Genomic DNA, 15795 nt, shown 5'->3' with positions numbered 1-15795 from the left:
AATGGTGCCGCCGGGGTTCGCGAGTCGTGGATCGTGGCGCTTCTGCAGAGCCGATTCTCACGACTCGGCGAACTGCTGCGGAGTTCAGGCGTCGGTCGGGCGGTGGAGGGCCTCGAGGAGGTGGGTGAGGACTGCGTCGGGGGAACGAGACCAGTCGGTGGTGAGGACGTGGTGGACTCGCCAGCCGGTGGTCTTCAGGGCGGTCGGGTGGGTGGTGAGACGCTCCAGGAGAGTGTCGGCGGCGACGCGCTCCGGTGTGTCGACGAGCACCGCGAGTCGGTGGCCGGCGTCGCCGGGGAGCTTCAGGGCCAGGTCGCAGCGGAAGACGGACTCGCCCACCGCGAGGTCGACCTCCACACCTCGCGCCTCGAGCGCAGCGGCGAGCTGTTCGACGACGGGTGTCGGGCGGGCGCCGGCCGCGGGCGTGGTCCGCAGGCTGTACGACGTGAGCGCGGACTTGGCGGCGGCCTGGTCACCCCGGGAGACGGCAGCGGCGTACCCCAGGAAGCGGCGCAACGTGTTCGCGCCGTCGTTGTAGGTGTTGGTGATCGAGTCGGGCTCGATGCTGCTGACGATGACCATGTGCTCGCGCGCCCGGCTGAAGATCACGTTCAGGCGCTTCTCGCCGCCCGACGTGTTGATCGGGCCGAAGTTCATCAGCATCCGGCCGTCAGGGCCGGCCGCGTAGCAGACGCTCATCAGGATGATGTCGCGCTCGTCGCCCTGCACGTTCTCCAGGTTCTTCACGAACAGCCCGGCGTCCTGTTCGCCATGGGTCCGCACCTGCTCGGCCTCGTACAGCGCGGCGAACGCCGGGTCGCGCTCGGCCAGCTCGTCCAGCGCCCGCTCGATCTCACCCTGCTGCGCCTCGGAGAACGCCACGATCCCGAGACTCTTGCCGGTCTCGCGCGCCAGCAACTCCCGCACCAGCGAGGCGATCCACCGCGCCTCGGCCGGATTGGTCCGCCGGACGTACACGCCGTCGACGAGTCGCACCGACGTGATGCTCCCGGCCAGCACGCTGTCGCACACGTCCGACACCGGGGCGTCAGCCTGCATCGTCCACGGCGGCGCGGCGTGCGGCGGCAGCCGGTCCGGAACGGTCGCGAGCTTGCCCTGGTAGAACGCCGCGTTGCTGAACGAGATCAGCGCCTCGGAGCGACTCCGGTAGTGCCACGTCAGCATCGTCGACGCCAGCCGCAGCGCACTGATCGAGAGGAAACTGTCCTCGGTCAGCGCGATCCCGACCTGCTCGGCGGCCTCGTCGTCCACCTGCAGGTCGTCGCTCTCGGTCCGGACCCGGAAGTACTGCGTCGGCGGGAGCTGCATCTGGTCGCCGACGACGATCACCTGCGGCGCCCGGTGCAGCGCCGGGATCGCTTCCTCCACGGGGATCTGACTCGCCTCGTCGTACACCACGACGTCGAACGACGCAGTCAGCGGCAACGTCTCGGAGACCGACGACGGGCTCATCAGCCACACGGGACGCAGGACGGACACGACCTCGCCGGGCGCACCGGATGCGAGGTCGCGGATCGACCGGTACCGCATGACCTTGCCGAACTCGTGCTCCAGCTCGCGCCGCCCGGTCGCGAAGGTCTTCTTGCGCTCGCGATCCTCCGTGGACATGCCGGTCACGCTGCGCTCGGAGTGGTCGACCTCGGCGAGGAAACGGCGCCGGACCTGCGCGACGACGACTTCGGCGTTGAGCGCGGTCAGCTCGTCGTACACCATGCTCAGCTCGCCGACGATCGCGTCGACCCGCTCCGAGGACAGCTGCAGCGGTGCGGCCGCACGAGCGCGTTCCCACTCGGCGGCGCACACGGCGTACTCCAGCTGGTCAGGCGTGGCGTCGAGGTGACGGAGAGCCGTCCGGACCGGGGACGGGACGCCGGCGAGGTCGCGGACCCGGGACGCGACCGCACGGGCGGTCGGGCTCTCGGATTCCAGCCGACCGAGCAGTTCGCGGAGGTCGTCGACCGTCAGCGCGTCCCACTGGTAGGCGAGCAGGTCGCGCGTCGGCGCCTCGGCCTGCTCGAAACGGTCGGCCAGGCGCGAGAGCCGAGCGGGTGCGCCGTCGCGGAGGACGAAGCGCCAGTCAGGGATGTTCTTGCGCGCGGCGGCGAGTTGGTCGATCAGGTCGCGCGGGTCGTCCACGCCCCAGTCGAGCCGGCTCTGTTCGGCGTGTTGTGCCACCGCTGCCGTGGCGGACTGGGCGGCGATCAGATCGGTGAGGGCGTCGGTGACCGACGGCGGTACGGCCCGGGTCGTCGCGTCGAAGCGGCTGCGGACCAGGCTCTGCACCCGGCGCCAATCCCCGCTGAGGAAGGAGAACAACCCGCCCTCCTTGCTCTGAGCAACTTTCAGCGCGGCCCGCGCATCCGTCGGCGCCAAGGGCTCCTTCCAACCGGCAGCTTCCTTCCATGTAGCCTGCTCGGCGCCCACAAGCTGCTTCCGCTCCGCGGCGGCCGCAGCCAGATCCTGCGCTGCCGGCGAGCGCGGAACAATCGCCTCGACCCGATCCAACGCAGCCAACGGCTCCAGCAACCGCCCAAGCCCCGCCAATTCACGCACGTCATGCACAGCCACCGCCCCGCCTCCGGTACCCCCGCCGACTTCGGCTTCGGCTTTGGGAGCGGGGTCGTTCGACAGGTCGATCGCCGCCAGGGCGGTCGCCGCCGCGTCCCACCGGGTGCGGAGCTCACGTGCCGCGGTCGGCAGCTCGGCGTCGTCCCAGCGATCGGCCACGACGAAGGCGAGCGAGCTCCGCGCCAGCACCCCGCCGGTCGACGGATCCGCCGCGGCCAGCCCCGTGGCAACCTCTCGGACGACGTCCCGCGCAGCCCACCAGTCCCCGATCGCCGGCAGCCCCACCCCGAACCGTGCGTTCTGCTCGGAGTCCGGCGTCCAGGCGTGCGCGTGCAGTTCGGCCAAGCGATTCACGAGGTCGCGAAGACGAGGGCTGCCGGAGGCCAACTGCTCCTCGTACGCATCGATGGTCGCCAGCAGCCGATCGACGCGCGCAACGAGCTCCGACCGGCGCGCGGTCAGCGCGTCCAGGTCGTCCTCCGCGGACAACCACGACTCGTACGTGTCCCGGAGCCCGTGGACGAACGCCTTCTTGTCGCCCTGCGAGTCGTGGATCAGTGCGCACAGACCGTCCAGCCGCCGGCTCGCCAGCCGCGCGTGCACGACGTCCAGCGCGGCCCGCTTCTGGCAGACGAACAGCACCCGCTTCCCGCGCGCGACGAAGTCCGCGATCAGGTTGGTGATCGTCTGCGACTTGCCCGTCCCGGGCGGTCCCTGGATCACGAAGCTCTCGCCGCGCCGCGCCCGCGCGATCGCCGCGACCTGCGACCCGTCCGCGGGCACCACCAGGTGGCGATCGGCCGACGGCAGCTCGGGCAGCACGGTGCCGACCGGCCGGGGCCGGTCCGAGAACAGGTGATCGAAGGAGGCCGCGGACTCCCCGGTCGTCAGCAGCTCGTCGTAGTCACGCACCAGCCCCAGCGTCCGGTAGTTGAAGTTCGCCAGCGAGACCGCGCACAGGTCGACGTCCCACGAGTACGGCCCGCCCTCGGTGTCGAGCGAGTACACATCGGTCTCGATCGCCCCCGGTCGCCGCGGCTCCTCGCCGAGCGCGATCCCGAGCGGCAGTATCTGCTGCGCGATCTGCGTCCGGAAGATCTGCACGCCGAGCGGTTGGTAGTCGGTCCGCCGATAGGAGTACGGATACTGCTTCCCGCCGAACCCGGTCGCGACGTTCCCGTGCCGGCGACGGTTGTACGTCCGCAGGCGCGTCATCGCGCGTTGCCGCACCAGGTCGATCCGCGGCTTCTCCCGCAGATGCAGCTGCAGCCCCGGCTCGGTCGCCTGAATCTCCTTCGCGAGCCGCTCGTGCAGCTCCTGCAACGCACCCGGTGCCGACAAGTCGACGGTTTCCGGCAACGTGATCCCGTACAGCTGGCGCAGACTGTGCCGCAGCGTCGGGTTCACCTCGGCGATCGGATCCGTGACGTGCAACGTGTACGAGTCCCGCACGCCGCGTTTCTTCGTCAGCTGCACCTTCGCCAGCACCAACGGCGACGCGAGGCGGGTGTCCCGATCGTTCTTCAGGTCGTGCCAGCGCAGGAACGCCGGCACCAGACGAAGCTGGTCCTGCCCGTAGTCGGCCCGGTCCCGGCGCGCGGTGGAGATCAGTTTGTCCAGCGTGTTCGCGGCGTACGGCGCCTCGTCGTACCGGATCCACTTGCCGAGCGGCTGGGGCTTCTTCAGCAGCGGACCCGCGAGGTCGTCGCGCCACGTGAACAGCTGCTCCGAGCGGATCGTCCGGACGTCGAGCATCAGCGGGACCGAGACCTCGGTGAGGTTCAGCGTCTGCGCGGTCGCCCGGAAGTTGATCAGCCGGTTCCGCCGGGAGAGGTCGAAGAGCCGGTCGCGGAGCGCGCCGAGCACCGCCGTCCGCCGGTCCGCCGCGCCCCGGACGATCGCCTCGACGTCGAAGTCGAGCGGCTGGTCGCGGTAGTTCTCCAGCTGCTCGATCAGCGAGTGCAGGTCCTGCGCGCGCCGGTGCCGGTCCGGCTCGGCCATCTGCGCCGCGACCGAGACGATCACCGGGTGCAGGTCGGGATCCAGCCGGTACAAGTTGCCTCGGGCATCGATCAGGGCGGCGACGTCCGTGGTCCTGGACAGGTCGAGCCCGCACCCGAGCGCGAGCAGCAGCTGGCCCAGGCTGAAGATGTCGGTGAGCTGGTCGTGGTGCCCGACGACGTGTTCCCAGCTCTGCCATCCGGCCACCAGCGTCGGCGCGGCGATCGCGTCCGGAACCGGCTCGGGCACGACGGTGGTCTCGCGGCCGCCGCTCTCCCCCAGGTCGAGGTCGGCCTGCCGCTGCGCGACCACCTCCACGGCCGACGGCCGCTTCCCCTGCCGTACGTCGATCTGCTGGGTGGCGAGCGTCGGCCGGCCCGCGTCCTCGGGCGCGAAACCGAGCCTGTTCTGCTCGTCGACCACGATCCGGTCGAGGCCGCGCAGCGGCGCGACCAGCCCGCGCTCGTGCACCGCGGCCGTCTCGTGGAACAGCGGCAGCACGGCCGCGAGCAACGCGTCGTTGCCCAGACCGCCCTGCGAAACGGCCAGCGCGACCAGGTCTTCGGCGCTCATCCGGTCACCTCCGCGGCCTGGACGAAGCGCGTCCGCTGCTTGTCGCTCCACCCGAGCTCGTCGTCCGCGATGTCGACGTACCCAGGCAGCCCGGACCGGCGGGCGACGACCAGCGAGGCGATCAGCCCGGCGTCTCCGGTCTCCGGATCGGCTGTGGCGAGATCGAGCAACAAGTACGACAGGTAGCGCTTGGTGGCCGCAGCCAGCGGGCGTGGTCGCGGCAGCGGCGCACCGTCCACCGGACGCACCGCCAACGGTTCGTCGAAGCGCACAGCTCCTCCTGGCACCCCGAGCGGACCGGGCGGATCCGCGAAGCCGGCGGCGGCCGCGGCGACCGCATCGGTCCGCAGCCCGTCGGCGTATGCGACCGACGCCGCGAAGTCCCGGCTCAGCTCGCGCAGCAACACAGCGTCGAGCAGATCAGGCGCGTCCACGTCGAGCGGCCCGGTCACCAGGACCTCGACATCCTCGCCGTCGAGCCAGTTCTTCAACGCCCACGCCCGTCCGACCGCCTCCGGGTGCGACGTCCCTCGACTGCCCGAGCGGAGATCGAGCGACTCGGCCTGCCGCAGGTACGCCGCGGGATCCGCCGTACTCAGACCTGTCTCCAACTTGAGCAACGCGCGGATCGTGGTGGTCAGGTCACCGCACGCCGTCAACGCGCCCCGGTCCGCGAACAGCTCGGTCGCGAGCGACCAGCGGCGATGCGTCTCGAGGTACTGCGACGGGGTCCGCGCGTCACCCGCTGCCGCGTCGAGCAGCCGGTCGACGGCCAGATACGCACCGCTGTCGGCCTGCCACAGCAGCCGATGCGCCAACTCATGGCCGATCACGGCGGTCAACTCGTCCTCGTCGAGCCGGTCGAGCAACGCCCCTCGGAACAGGATCACGGCCTTGCCGGCCTGATGCAGGTACGCCGCGTTCGGCTCGCCGCTGACCTGGTAGTAGTCGATGTCCGGATCCAGCTCCAGCGCCGCGGCCGCCCGCTGCCCGGCCCGGAACACCGCCGGATGCGCGTCGGCCTCCAGTCGATAGGCATTCCGCAGCAGCAGCTCGTCGAGCGAACCCTCCGGACCGCCGTGCAACGCCGTCCACGCACGCTCGTCCACCTGGCGGACGACCGCCAGGACGGACCGGTGATACGCGAGCGCTGACAACATGCCCGCCACCATAACCATCCCGACCGACGAAAACCGATCCGCTTCTGCCGTACGGGGTACGGCAACCCGGCGTACCCCGGTCTGCGGCGCTAGCGGTCGATGGGCCGGCAGACGCCGTTGGCCGCGGCACTGGCTGCCAGCGCCGCGGCTGCCGGACTGGCCGGCGCGGTGTCCTGGACGGACCGGTGCCGGCCGATCGGCACCACCATCGGCGTACCGGCGACCGGATCGGGCACGACCTTGACGGCCAGCCCGAACACGTCCTGCACCACGTCCTCGGTGATCACCCGCGCCGGGTTGCCCTCGGCAACGATCGAGCCGTCCTTCATCGCGATCAGGTGATCGCCGAACCGGCAGGCCTGGTTCAGGTCGTGCAGCACCAGCACGATGGTCCGGTGCTGCGACCGGTTCAGGTCGACCAGCAGGTCGAGCACCTCGAACTGGTGTGTCAGGTCGAGGAACGTCGTCGGCTCGTCGAGCAGCAGGATGTCGGTCTCCTGCGCGAGCGCCATCGCGATCCACACCCGCTGCCGCTGCCCGCCGGACAGCTCGTCGATCGGCCGATCCGCGATCGACAGCACGTCGGTCGACGTCATCGCGGCCGCGACCGCCTCGTCGTCGGAGCGCGACCACTGCCGGATCCACCGGGTCCGCGGGTACCGCCCGCGGCCGACCAGGTCCGCGACCGTGATCCCCTCCGGCGCGGTCGGCGACTGCGGCAGCAGGCCGAGCTTGGTCGCCACCTCCCGGGTCGGGATCTGCTGGATGCTCCTCCCGTCGAGCAGCACCGTCCCGCGCGAGGGCTTCAGCAGCCGCGCCAGCGTCTTCAGCAGCGTCGACTTGCCGCACGCGTTGGCGCCGACGATGACCGTGATCTTCCCGGTCGGGATCCGCACCGACAGGTCGTGGATGATCTCCCGCTGGTCGTAGCCGACCGCAAGACCGTCGGCGGCCAAGCTGTGTTCCACGGACTTCTCCTCCATCTCAGCCACCACTCCCGACTCGGTTCGCGCGCGCCAGCAGGAACATCAGGTACGGCGCACCCACCACACCCGTCACCACACCGACCGGCAACTGGGTGTCTCCGAACGCGTGCTGCGCGACCAGGTCCGACAGGCCGACCACCAGTGCGCCGAGCAGACCGGACGCGATCATCGCCGGCCCCGGCGACCGGGTCAGCCGCCGCGCGATCGGCGGCGCGCCGAACGCCACGAACCCGATCGGCCCGGCCGCCGCCGTCGCCACCGCGGCCAGCAGGACGGCGACCACGATCAGCCCGAGCCGCGCCCCCTCCACCCGCAGGCCCAGCCCGTACGCCGTCTCGTCCCCGAGCTGCAGGATCCGCAGCTGTCGGACCAGGAGCACCATCACCGGCAGCAGGACGACGAACGTGACCGCCAGCGACCGTACGTTCGACCAGTCCCGCCCGTTCAGGCTCCCGGTCAGCCAGATCAGCGCCTGCTGCGCGATCTCCACCCGGGCCTTGGTCAGCAGGTACGACGTGATGCTGGTGGCGATCGCGCCGATGCCGATCCCGATCAGGATCAGCCGGTAACTCGACACCCCGTGCCGCCACGCCAGCACGTACATGATGAAGGCGGTCAGCACGGCGCCGACGATCGCGAACGCCGACACCGCGACCCCGGTGAGCCCCAGCGTGACGATCGCGAACACCGCGAACGCGCTCGCGCCGTACGTCACGCCGATGATGTCGGGACTGGCCAGCGGGTTCCGCGCGATGCTCTGGAAGATCGCGCCGGACAGGCCCAGCGCCGTACCGACCAGCAGTCCGGTCAGCGCCCTGGGCAGCCGCAGCCGGTTGACGATGAACTCGGTCGCTCGGTCGCCGCCGCCGAACAGCGTCTTCACCACGTCGACCACCGGGATCTTGAAGTCACCCAGCGACAACGAGACGCAGAACGTCGCGAACATTAGAACAGCCAGGACGACGATGACGATCAGTGAACGGGTCTGCCGGGCGGTCCGCGCCCGGGCGATGACGTGAACCGCTTCGGCCGTCACAGGTCGGCCAGCTTCCGCCGGCGGACCAGCGCGATGAAGAACGGGGCGCCGAGGACCGCGGTCACGATGCCGACCTGCAGCTCGCCGGGCAGTGCGACGACCCGGCCGATCACGTCGGAGCCGAGCAGCAGGATCGGAGCGAGCAGCGCCGAGTACGGCAGGATCCAGCGGTAGTCCGGCCCGGTCACGAGCCGCGCCACATGCGGGATGGTCAGCCCGATGAACCCGATCGGCCCGGCCGCCGCAGTCGCGGCGCCACACAGCAGGACGACGACCACCGCGACGAACGCGCGGGCCAGTCCTACCCGCTGACCGAGTGACTTGGCCACGTCGTCCCCCAGCGACAGCGCGTTCAGCACCCGCCCGCAGAACAGCGCCAGCACGATCCCGATCAGGATGAACGGCGCCACCTGGGCCGCGATGTCGGAGCCGCGGCCGGCGAACGACCCCACCGACCAGAACCGGAACTGGTCGAACGTGTCGACGTCCCCGATCAGCAACGCCGTGGTCAGCGACCCGAGCATCGCGGTCAGCGCCGCACCGGCGAGCGCGAGCTTCACCGGCGTCGCACCCTCCCGGCCGAGCGATCCGAGCAGGTACACCGCGACCGACGCCGCGGCCGCGCCGAGGAAGGCGAGCCAGACGTACGACGTCAGCGTCGACAACCCGAACCAGTAGATGCCCCCGACAACGAACAGCGCGGCGCCGCCGTTGACGCCGAGGATGCCCGGATCGGCCAGCGGGTTCCGCGTCACGCCCTGCATCAACGCCCCGGACAGGCCGAGGGCGGCACCGACCATGAGACCGATCAGCGTCCGCGGGACCCGCAGCGACCGCACAATCACGTGGTCGGTGTCGGCCTCGTTGTAGTGGCGCAGGGCGTCGATGACCGTGGACAGCGGGATCTGCTTGGAGCCGATCGCGATGCTGAGCAGCGACACCAGGACCAGGAGTGCGACGCAGCCGGCCAGCCCGAGGACCAGCGTGGTCCGCCGGGCCCGGCGCGGGCGTGACGGCGCAGCGGTCTCCGGGCCGGCGTCGACCGTGGCGGAGGGCGGGGGCATTGGACTTTCGGGATCCTCTTAGGTAAGGCTAACCTCTAGACGCCTCAGAATAACCCGGCCGTCCACGGGTCCGCATCCGAGGTCCCCTTGCCAAGTTTATGGAGAAACCACAGCATGACGACTGTGCTCGAGCGGCCGATCGTGTTCGACTCGCTCCTGGCCACCGTGGCGGCCGTTGACGACCTGAGCCCGCACCTGCGTCGCGTGACGTTCGTCGCACCGCGGATCGCGGAGGCGGTCACAGCCGGGCCGGACCAGCGCATCAAGGTTCTGCTGGCTCCGCCGAACGGCAGTGCGATCAAGCTGCCGTCCGGACCCGAGTGGTACACCGAGTGGTGCGCCCAGCCGGCCGACGAGCGTTTCATCATGCGGACCTATACCGTGCGGGCCCTCCGGCCAGAGGTGGCAGAGCTGGACGTCGAGTTCGTGCTGCACGGAGTGAACGGCCCCGCTTCGGCCTGGGTCAGTGAGGCCGAGCTGGGTGACCAGGTGGGCCTGTTGCTGCCGTTCGCGGTCGACACGACCAGCACGAAGGGCCTGCTGCACTCCGGCGTCGACTACGTCCCACCGGCGACCAGCGTGCGCCGGGTCCTGGTCGCGGACGAGACTGCGCTGCCTGCGGTCGCGGGCATCCTCGAGGAGCTCCCGGCCGGAGTACACGCCACGGTCTTCATCGCCGTACCGAACGCTGCGGACATCCGCCCGCTGGCCGGCTCCGCCGACGTCACCTGGGTGACCGACGGATCGCTGGTGGACGCGGTGAAGTCAGCAGCGCTGCCGTTCGACGTCGACTACGCATGGGTCGCCGGTGAGTCCTCGATGATCAAAGAGGTACGCCGGCACCTCGTGAACGCGATCGGGATGCCGAAGAGCGCTATCTCGTTCCAGGGCTACTGGAAACGCGGCGAAGCGCACTGCTGAACGGATCCGGGAGAGCCGGAGGGCAGAGTTCCGACCCTCCCGGAAGACCAGCTAGGACGGGTTTTCAGCGTGGGTCAGCGTCTCCCACGCGACGAACAGGTTGTTGGAGCCGGCCGGACGGCGGGACTCGGTCAGCGCCTGGGTGTTCGACATCGCGATGCCGAGACGGGTGTGCAGGGCGTTGTAGCCGACCTCGGTGATCGGACCGAGGCCGCGGTGCAGCGTCCCGTTGCACAGCCACGACGGCACCGGCTCCAGGTTGCGCTCCCACTTGGACTGGAAGCCGAGGGCCTGTCGCAGCCGCTCGCCGAACTCCGGGTACATGTCGATGCCCTGGATCCGCGCCGTTTCCAGCACGTGTGAGATCGACGAGATGCCGTAGCCGGTGTGGGTGAAGTCGCGGCAGGTCTCCTGAGTCAAGCCTGTCACGAACGTCCCCTGGCCCTGCCAGTAGCTGACGATCTTGTCGCGGGTGTTGAGGTTCTGGCTCGGCACCGTCTTCGGCAACGCGCCGTCGGACTCCAGGTAGACGTACGCCGGGACGCGCAGCCGGTACAGCGCGATCGCCTTGTCGTAGATCGCCTTGTCCTCGAGGAACACCCCGATGCCCTGCAGGGCCTCGGTCATGCTCAGCTCCCAGTTCCCGTTGGAGTTCGAGCCGTTGATGATCTCCGGGACGTACACGTTGCGGAGCATGGTGGCGAACCGGCCGGCATTCGGCCAGTTGCCGTACACGTGCTTGATGATTTCCGCGGCCTTCGGCCACGACGACGCCGACCAGGCAGTCTGCAGCGGCGCGTTGCTGTTGGTGTGGTCCCGGATGGTCGCGGACCACGCATCCATCAGCTGGATCGACTTCTGGGCGTACCGGTCGTCGCGGGTGATGTACCAGAGCAGTGCGTCGGTGTAGGCCGCGATGGCGTCCTCACGCTCGTCGGTGCAGCCGTAGTTCGGGTTCGAGTACGGACCGCATTCCACGACCGCGCGGGGTTTCGGCGTCCGGGACAGAGACGCGTACGCGCTGTTCTTGGCCTGGTTGAAGGCGTCGGTCCACGGCTGCGCGCCGGCCTGCACCTTGGCGCGGACGAAGTCGAGCTGGGCCTGACTCGACCCGACACCCGGGTGCGTGAACACGGCCGGCGCGTCGACGGCTTGGGAGGAGGCGACAGCCGGAGTCGTGAGGGTCCCGGCAACCAGCGCGGCACAAGCCGCGGCCAGGACGAAGGGCATCTTTCGCATGGGCGGTGTCCTGTCTTCGGGGGCGGTAGGACAGCGGTTTCCAGGGCAGTTTCACGACGCCCGGCAGCCGGGTCAAGACCCCGCCGGTACCGGAACTTCTTCTGGAACACAGAGCATTTCTGTCCCATTTCCCGTGGAACAAAGGGCGTTCGCGTCCCGCTAGTGACCGAGCTGGCTGGTGATCCGGTCGACGATCACGCTCGTCGTGTACCGCGTCGTCCCCGGCGGCTCGACGTCCGACCAGCCGCCGGTGTACTTGCGGGCGACCGCCTGCTCCAGAGCCAGCTCCGGGTCCGGGACCAGGTCGTCGATCCGGCCGCGCAGCTCGACGTAGTACGTCGGCCGCGCCGGGTCGACGACCACCAGCGAGATCCGCGGGTCGCGCCGCAGGTTCCGCAGTTTCTGGCGCCCGTCGACGAGGCTGATGCGGACCCGTTCGCCGTCCCAGAGGAACCACAACGGCGTCACCTGCGGCTCACCGGACCGGCCGATCGTGCCCACCATCGCGACCGCTTTCGACGACAGCAGGTCGTGGAACACCGCCGGGATCTCTGCCGAACCGCTCACCTGTGCGCTCACCGGAAGGCGAGTTCCGCGGCGTGCAGGCCGGCGGCCTCCAGGAGGGCGGCGGCGGTGACCGCGCCGATGCCGTTCAGCGGCTGGGCACGGACGACCGCACGCGCGGCGGCGCCGTCGAAGATCATCGTGAGCTGGACCGCCAGCGTCGCCGGGTCCTCCGCGCCGGCCTTCACCAGCTCGCGGTGGAAGAAGTCGGTGAGCTGCTGCTTGAAATGCCGCGCGACCACCGACCCCGGGTGCTCGGGATTCTTCAGCTCCACCGCCGTACTCACGTACGGACACCCGAGGTAATTGCCGCCAGCAACCATGTCGTCCTGCCGCTCGAACACGGCCAGGATCCGGTCCCGCGGCGACCGATCGTCCTCCGGACCCGGCTGCAACAGCGCCTGGTACGCCGGCCCGCGGCTGGCCAGGCTCTCCGCGATCAGCTCGTCCTTCGACCGGAACAACTGGTACATCGACTTCTTCGACACCCCGGCCGCCTTGCACAGCGCATCCACGCCGATGTTGACGCCGTCGCGGTAGAAGAGTTCCCCCGCGGCGTCCAGCAGCCGCTCGCGGGGTGTCGCCGAAGTACTCATGCACTGAAGCGTACCGGCTCGATTTGAATTCGGAAACCGATCGGTTTACGGTGGCTGAAACAGATCGGTTTCCAGCTCTCTCAGGAGTTCTCATGACCACACTCGAAGGCGCCGTCGTCCTGGTCACCGGCGGGCAGCGCGGGATCGGCAAGGCGATCGTCGACGACCTGCTCACCCGTGGCGCGGCCAAGGTCTACGCGACTGCCCGCACCCCGCGGCCGAGCACCGACCCGCGGGTCGTGCCGCTGCCGCTCGAGGTCACCGACCAGGCCTCGATCGACGCGCTCGCCGCAGCCGCACCGGACGTCACGGTGCTGATCAACAACGCCGGCGCGAGCTCGCCGAACAGCTACCTCGATGCCTCGATCGAGGACGTCCGCGCGGTCTTCGACGCGAACTTCTTCGGCCCGCTGCAGCTCACCCGCGCGTTCGTCCCGATCATCGAGCGCAACGGCGGCGGCCACATCCTGAACGCGCACTCGGCCCTGTCCTGGGTCGCCCGCGGCGGTGCGTACGCCGCGACCAAGGCCGCGTTCTGGCTGCAGACCAACGCGATCCGCCTCGAACTGCTGGACCGCGGCATCAGCGTCACCGGCCTGCACATGGGGTACGTCGACACCGACATGACCAGCGCCGTGACCGCACCGAAGGAACGTCCCGAGGACGTCGCCAAGCACGCCCTCGACGGCATCGAGTCGGGTGCGTACGAGGTCCTCGCAGACGACACCGCCCGCGACGCCAAGGCCGCCACGGCGCTGGACCTGACCGCCGTGTATCCCGAGCTAGCCCGCTGACCCGAAGACGTCGCGGTCGCGGGTGTACCCCCATGACACCCGCGGTTCGTCGTGGCCGGCCGGCCCTTCACCAGGCCGGCCTCGGCGATCCGTCGCGTCATCACGCCCCGGACGCGATTCCGGCCAACCTCTCGGCGCACGGTTCGGACCGCTGAGCGCTTGCCGCTCGCACTCGGGGTGACCGAGCAGCTACATCTGGTGGAGACACCCCCGCCGCCCCGGAGGTCCTCCCATGCGACGTGCTGCCGCTGTTGCCCTGCTCCCGCTGTTCGCCGGCCTCACTGTCACCGGCGCTACTTTCACTGGCGCTCCAACCCAGGCCGCGGCTGCCAGCGGCTGCGATGCGGCATCTGCCGCCTTCACACCGGTGCTGCAGCTCGATCTGCCCGAACGGGCCAACTACCTGAACACCACCCCGCCGTACAGCCTCGACCGGACCGCGGAGATCGGCACCGGCTTCGACCGCGTCGGGTACTGCCTGGAGCTGAACGGGCCGGACGGCCCGCAGTGGGTGTGGACCGCGATGGAACCGTTCAGCGCCGACGCCCGGCGGATCGGTCTGCCGACCAGGCCGGGCGAGATCGTGCGCCAGCGCGTCGGCGATCTCGACGTGAGCTCCAACGTGTCCGGCGTGACCCAGGGCACCGGCCAGTCCGGCTATCTGGAGATGTGGCCGAACCAGTACGCGAAGACGGCCGGCGCCCAGGTCGCCAACGGATCGGCCACGACGTACGACGCCGACGACAGCCCGACCACGCCACTCGGCTACGGCTCGTTCCAGGTGTCGCAGGTCGGTGCGACGCGACCATCGAGCGTGCCCGCGAAGCCGGTGTTCGCGATCAACACCTTTACCCAGTCGGACACCAGCCTGCTGTCGCTCGGCATCGGTGCGCGGCCGACAGCTGACCCGGACTGGACGTTCGCCGGCAACGCGGCGCAGTACACACAGCGCCGGCTGACGGCGTACGTTCGCAAGTCACTCGTCAGCCTCACGCAGGCTCCTCAGGACCGGCAGCTGGTACCGCGTGACACCAACAATCGCGCGACTGTGCCCGTTGCCGGACGCATGACGGATCCGCGCGTCAAGAGCGTGCAACTGACGGTGACCGGCAACGGTGAGACCGAGGTCTACACCTCGGAGTCCCGAGACTTCCGCTTCACCCCGCGGATCAAGGCCGGGCTGCGCGAGTACACGTTCGAGCTGAAGGCGCTCGGCCGGGTCGTCGCCCGACGCGAAGGCATCGTCGCCGGTGACGTGTACGTCGTGCACGGGCAGTCCAACGCCGAAGCGTCGATGTACAACGGCGCCGCGAGCGGCGAGGAATCGCCGTACCTGCGGAGTTTCGGCAGCCCCGTCTCCGATCCGTCGATCTCCGCGGCGGACCGGGTCTGGAACTACGCGACCGGCGACGTGTCCCGGCAGTCCGGCTCGGTCGGGCAGTGGGCGATCCGGATGGGTCGGCAGCTCGTCGACAAGTACAAGGTTCCGATCGCACTGATCAACGGAGCGCACGGCGGGCAGCCGATCAGCTTCTTCCAGCGCAACGACGCGAACCCGGACGACATCACCACCAACTACGGCCGGCTTCGGCAGCGCCTGGTGGTCGCGGGCGTCATCGGCCACATCCGCGGCGTGCTCTGGTACCAGGGCGAGTCCGACAACGACAACGCGGCGGTGCACGTCAGCGGCTTTACGGCGCTCCTCCAGGACTGGCGCTCCGACTTCGGCCCGATGCCGAAGTACTACGTCTACCAAGTGCGTACGTCGCCGTGCGGCAACTCGACGAGCACCAACCTGCGCGACGCACAGCGCGAGATGGGTGACACGCTCGGCGTCACCGTGCTGTCGACCACGGGCCTGTCCGGTCATGACGGGTGCCACTACGCGTATGCCGGCGGGTATCGCGACATGGGCGACCACACGTACGCCGTCCTCGCGCGCGACCTGTACGGCGGGCCGTCGGCCGGTGTGGCTCCGCCGAACCCGCGCACTGTCACGGCCAGCGGCTCACAGCTGATCGTCCAGCTCCGGTCCACCGATCCGCTCAGTGTGGAGGACGGCGTCGCTGCTGACTTCCGGGTGGACGGCGCGGCGGTCACGGTGACCTCGGTCGCCTACCAGTCGGGTCAGCTGGTCCTCCAGTTGTCGGGTCCGCCAACCGGAGCGACCAGCCTCACCTACCAGGCCCACCTGCGTGCCGGACCGTGGATCACGAACGCCGTCGGCGCGGGTCTGCTGACCTTCACGCTGCCGATCACCTGATTGGTCTGA

At 69.8% G+C, this 15795-nt stretch carries 11 protein-coding genes; 3 read left to right on the top strand and 8 right to left on the bottom strand.

The window, feature by feature from the left end:
• Nucleotides 1–84: 84 nt before the first annotated feature.
• The 5 genes from ACWEOO_RS22060 to ACWEOO_RS22040 all read right to left on the bottom strand — a co-directional run bounded on the left by ACWEOO_RS22060 (nt 85) and on the right by ACWEOO_RS22040 (nt 9409).
• The gene (locus tag ACWEOO_RS22060; RefSeq protein ID WP_452144582.1) at nt 85–5163 is read right to left on the bottom strand and encodes an AAA domain-containing protein; all 5079 of its coding nucleotides are present in this window, start codon (nt 5161–5163) and stop codon (nt 85–87) included.
• A complete protein-coding gene (locus ACWEOO_RS22055) occupies nt 5160–6323 on the bottom strand; it encodes a M48 family metalloprotease (RefSeq protein WP_452144581.1) in 1164 nt (387 codons plus the stop codon). The genes ACWEOO_RS22060 and ACWEOO_RS22055 overlap by 4 nt, the downstream gene beginning before the upstream one ends.
• An 89-nt stretch (nt 6324–6412) precedes the next feature.
• Nucleotides 6413–7306: an ABC transporter ATP-binding protein gene (locus ACWEOO_RS22050; protein ID WP_452144580.1), complete on the bottom strand. Its 894-nt coding sequence runs from the start codon at nt 7304–7306 to the stop codon at nt 6413–6415.
• Between the two features lies 1 nt (nt 7307).
• Entirely contained in the window at nt 7308–8345 is a 1038-nt protein-coding gene (locus ACWEOO_RS22045) for a FecCD family ABC transporter permease (protein WP_452144579.1), read from the bottom strand.
• Nucleotides 8342–9409 (bottom strand): FecCD family ABC transporter permease, encoded by a 1068-nt coding sequence (locus tag ACWEOO_RS22040; protein ID WP_359931208.1) that lies wholly within the window; start codon nt 9407–9409, stop codon nt 8342–8344. Before ACWEOO_RS22040 ends, ACWEOO_RS22045 begins: the two co-directional genes overlap by 4 nt.
• A gap of 114 nt (nt 9410–9523) precedes the next feature.
• Here ACWEOO_RS22040 and ACWEOO_RS22035 point away from each other — a divergent pair, with 114 nt between their 5' ends.
• Complete coding sequence (locus tag ACWEOO_RS22035; RefSeq protein WP_452144578.1) at nt 9524–10330, top strand: siderophore-interacting protein; 807 nt, start codon at nt 9524–9526, stop codon at nt 10328–10330.
• Between the two features lie 51 nt (nt 10331–10381).
• On the opposite strand, the gene ACWEOO_RS22030 is transcribed toward ACWEOO_RS22035, so the two are convergent.
• The 3 genes from ACWEOO_RS22030 to ACWEOO_RS22020 all read right to left on the bottom strand — a co-directional run bounded on the left by ACWEOO_RS22030 (nt 10382) and on the right by ACWEOO_RS22020 (nt 12729).
• Entirely contained in the window at nt 10382–11569 is a 1188-nt protein-coding gene (locus tag ACWEOO_RS22030; RefSeq protein WP_452144577.1) for an alginate lyase family protein, read from the bottom strand.
• A 159-nt stretch (nt 11570–11728) separates the two neighbouring features.
• Nucleotides 11729–12136 (bottom strand): PPOX class F420-dependent oxidoreductase, encoded by a 408-nt coding sequence (locus ACWEOO_RS22025; RefSeq protein WP_359931199.1) that lies wholly within the window; start codon nt 12134–12136, stop codon nt 11729–11731.
• An 8-nt stretch (nt 12137–12144) separates the two neighbouring features.
• Nucleotides 12145–12729 (bottom strand): TetR/AcrR family transcriptional regulator, encoded by a 585-nt coding sequence (locus tag ACWEOO_RS22020; protein ID WP_452144576.1) that lies wholly within the window; start codon nt 12727–12729, stop codon nt 12145–12147.
• A gap of 92 nt (nt 12730–12821) precedes the next feature.
• Here ACWEOO_RS22020 and ACWEOO_RS22015 point away from each other — a divergent pair, with 92 nt between their 5' ends.
• Complete coding sequence (locus tag ACWEOO_RS22015) at nt 12822–13523, top strand: SDR family oxidoreductase (protein ID WP_452144575.1); 702 nt, start codon at nt 12822–12824, stop codon at nt 13521–13523.
• Nucleotides 13524–13755: 232 nt separating this feature from the next.
• Nucleotides 13756–15786, top strand: coding sequence for a sialate O-acetylesterase (locus ACWEOO_RS22010; RefSeq protein ID WP_452144574.1), 2031 nt, complete (start codon nt 13756–13758; stop codon nt 15784–15786).
• The last annotated feature ends 9 nt before the right edge of the window (nt 15787–15795 follow it).

It is taken from the genome of Kribbella sp. NPDC004138, assembly GCF_053603655.1.
The sequence above is the reverse complement of the archived record's forward strand: the minus strand, read 5'-3'. Positions and strand labels throughout refer to the sequence as shown.

What these genes read in the sequence shown, in the direction of transcription:
- ACWEOO_RS22060 (WP_452144582.1), bottom strand. Translation starts at nt 5,163, where the DNA reads ATGAGCGCCGAAGACCTGGTCGCGCTGGCCGTTTCGCAGGGCGGTCTG.
- ACWEOO_RS22055 (WP_452144581.1), bottom strand. Translation starts at nt 6,323, where the DNA reads ATGTTGTCAGCGCTCGCGTATCACCGGTCCGTCCTGGCGGTCGTCCGC.
- ACWEOO_RS22050 (WP_452144580.1), bottom strand. Translation starts at nt 7,306, where the DNA reads ATGGAGGAGAAGTCCGTGGAACACAGCTTGGCCGCCGACGGTCTTGCG.
- ACWEOO_RS22040 (WP_359931208.1), bottom strand. Translation starts at nt 9,409, where the DNA reads ATGCCCCCGCCCTCCGCCACGGTCGACGCCGGCCCGGAGACCGCTGCG.
- ACWEOO_RS22035 (WP_452144578.1), top strand. Translation starts at nt 9,524, where the DNA reads ATGACGACTGTGCTCGAGCGGCCGATCGTGTTCGACTCGCTCCTGGCC.
- ACWEOO_RS22030 (WP_452144577.1), bottom strand. Translation starts at nt 11,569, where the DNA reads ATGCGAAAGATGCCCTTCGTCCTGGCCGCGGCTTGTGCCGCGCTGGTT.
- ACWEOO_RS22020 (WP_452144576.1), bottom strand. Translation starts at nt 12,729, where the DNA reads ATGAGTACTTCGGCGACACCCCGCGAGCGGCTGCTGGACGCCGCGGGG.
- ACWEOO_RS22015 (WP_452144575.1), top strand. Translation starts at nt 12,822, where the DNA reads ATGACCACACTCGAAGGCGCCGTCGTCCTGGTCACCGGCGGGCAGCGC.
- ACWEOO_RS22010 (WP_452144574.1), top strand. Translation starts at nt 13,756, where the DNA reads ATGCGACGTGCTGCCGCTGTTGCCCTGCTCCCGCTGTTCGCCGGCCTC.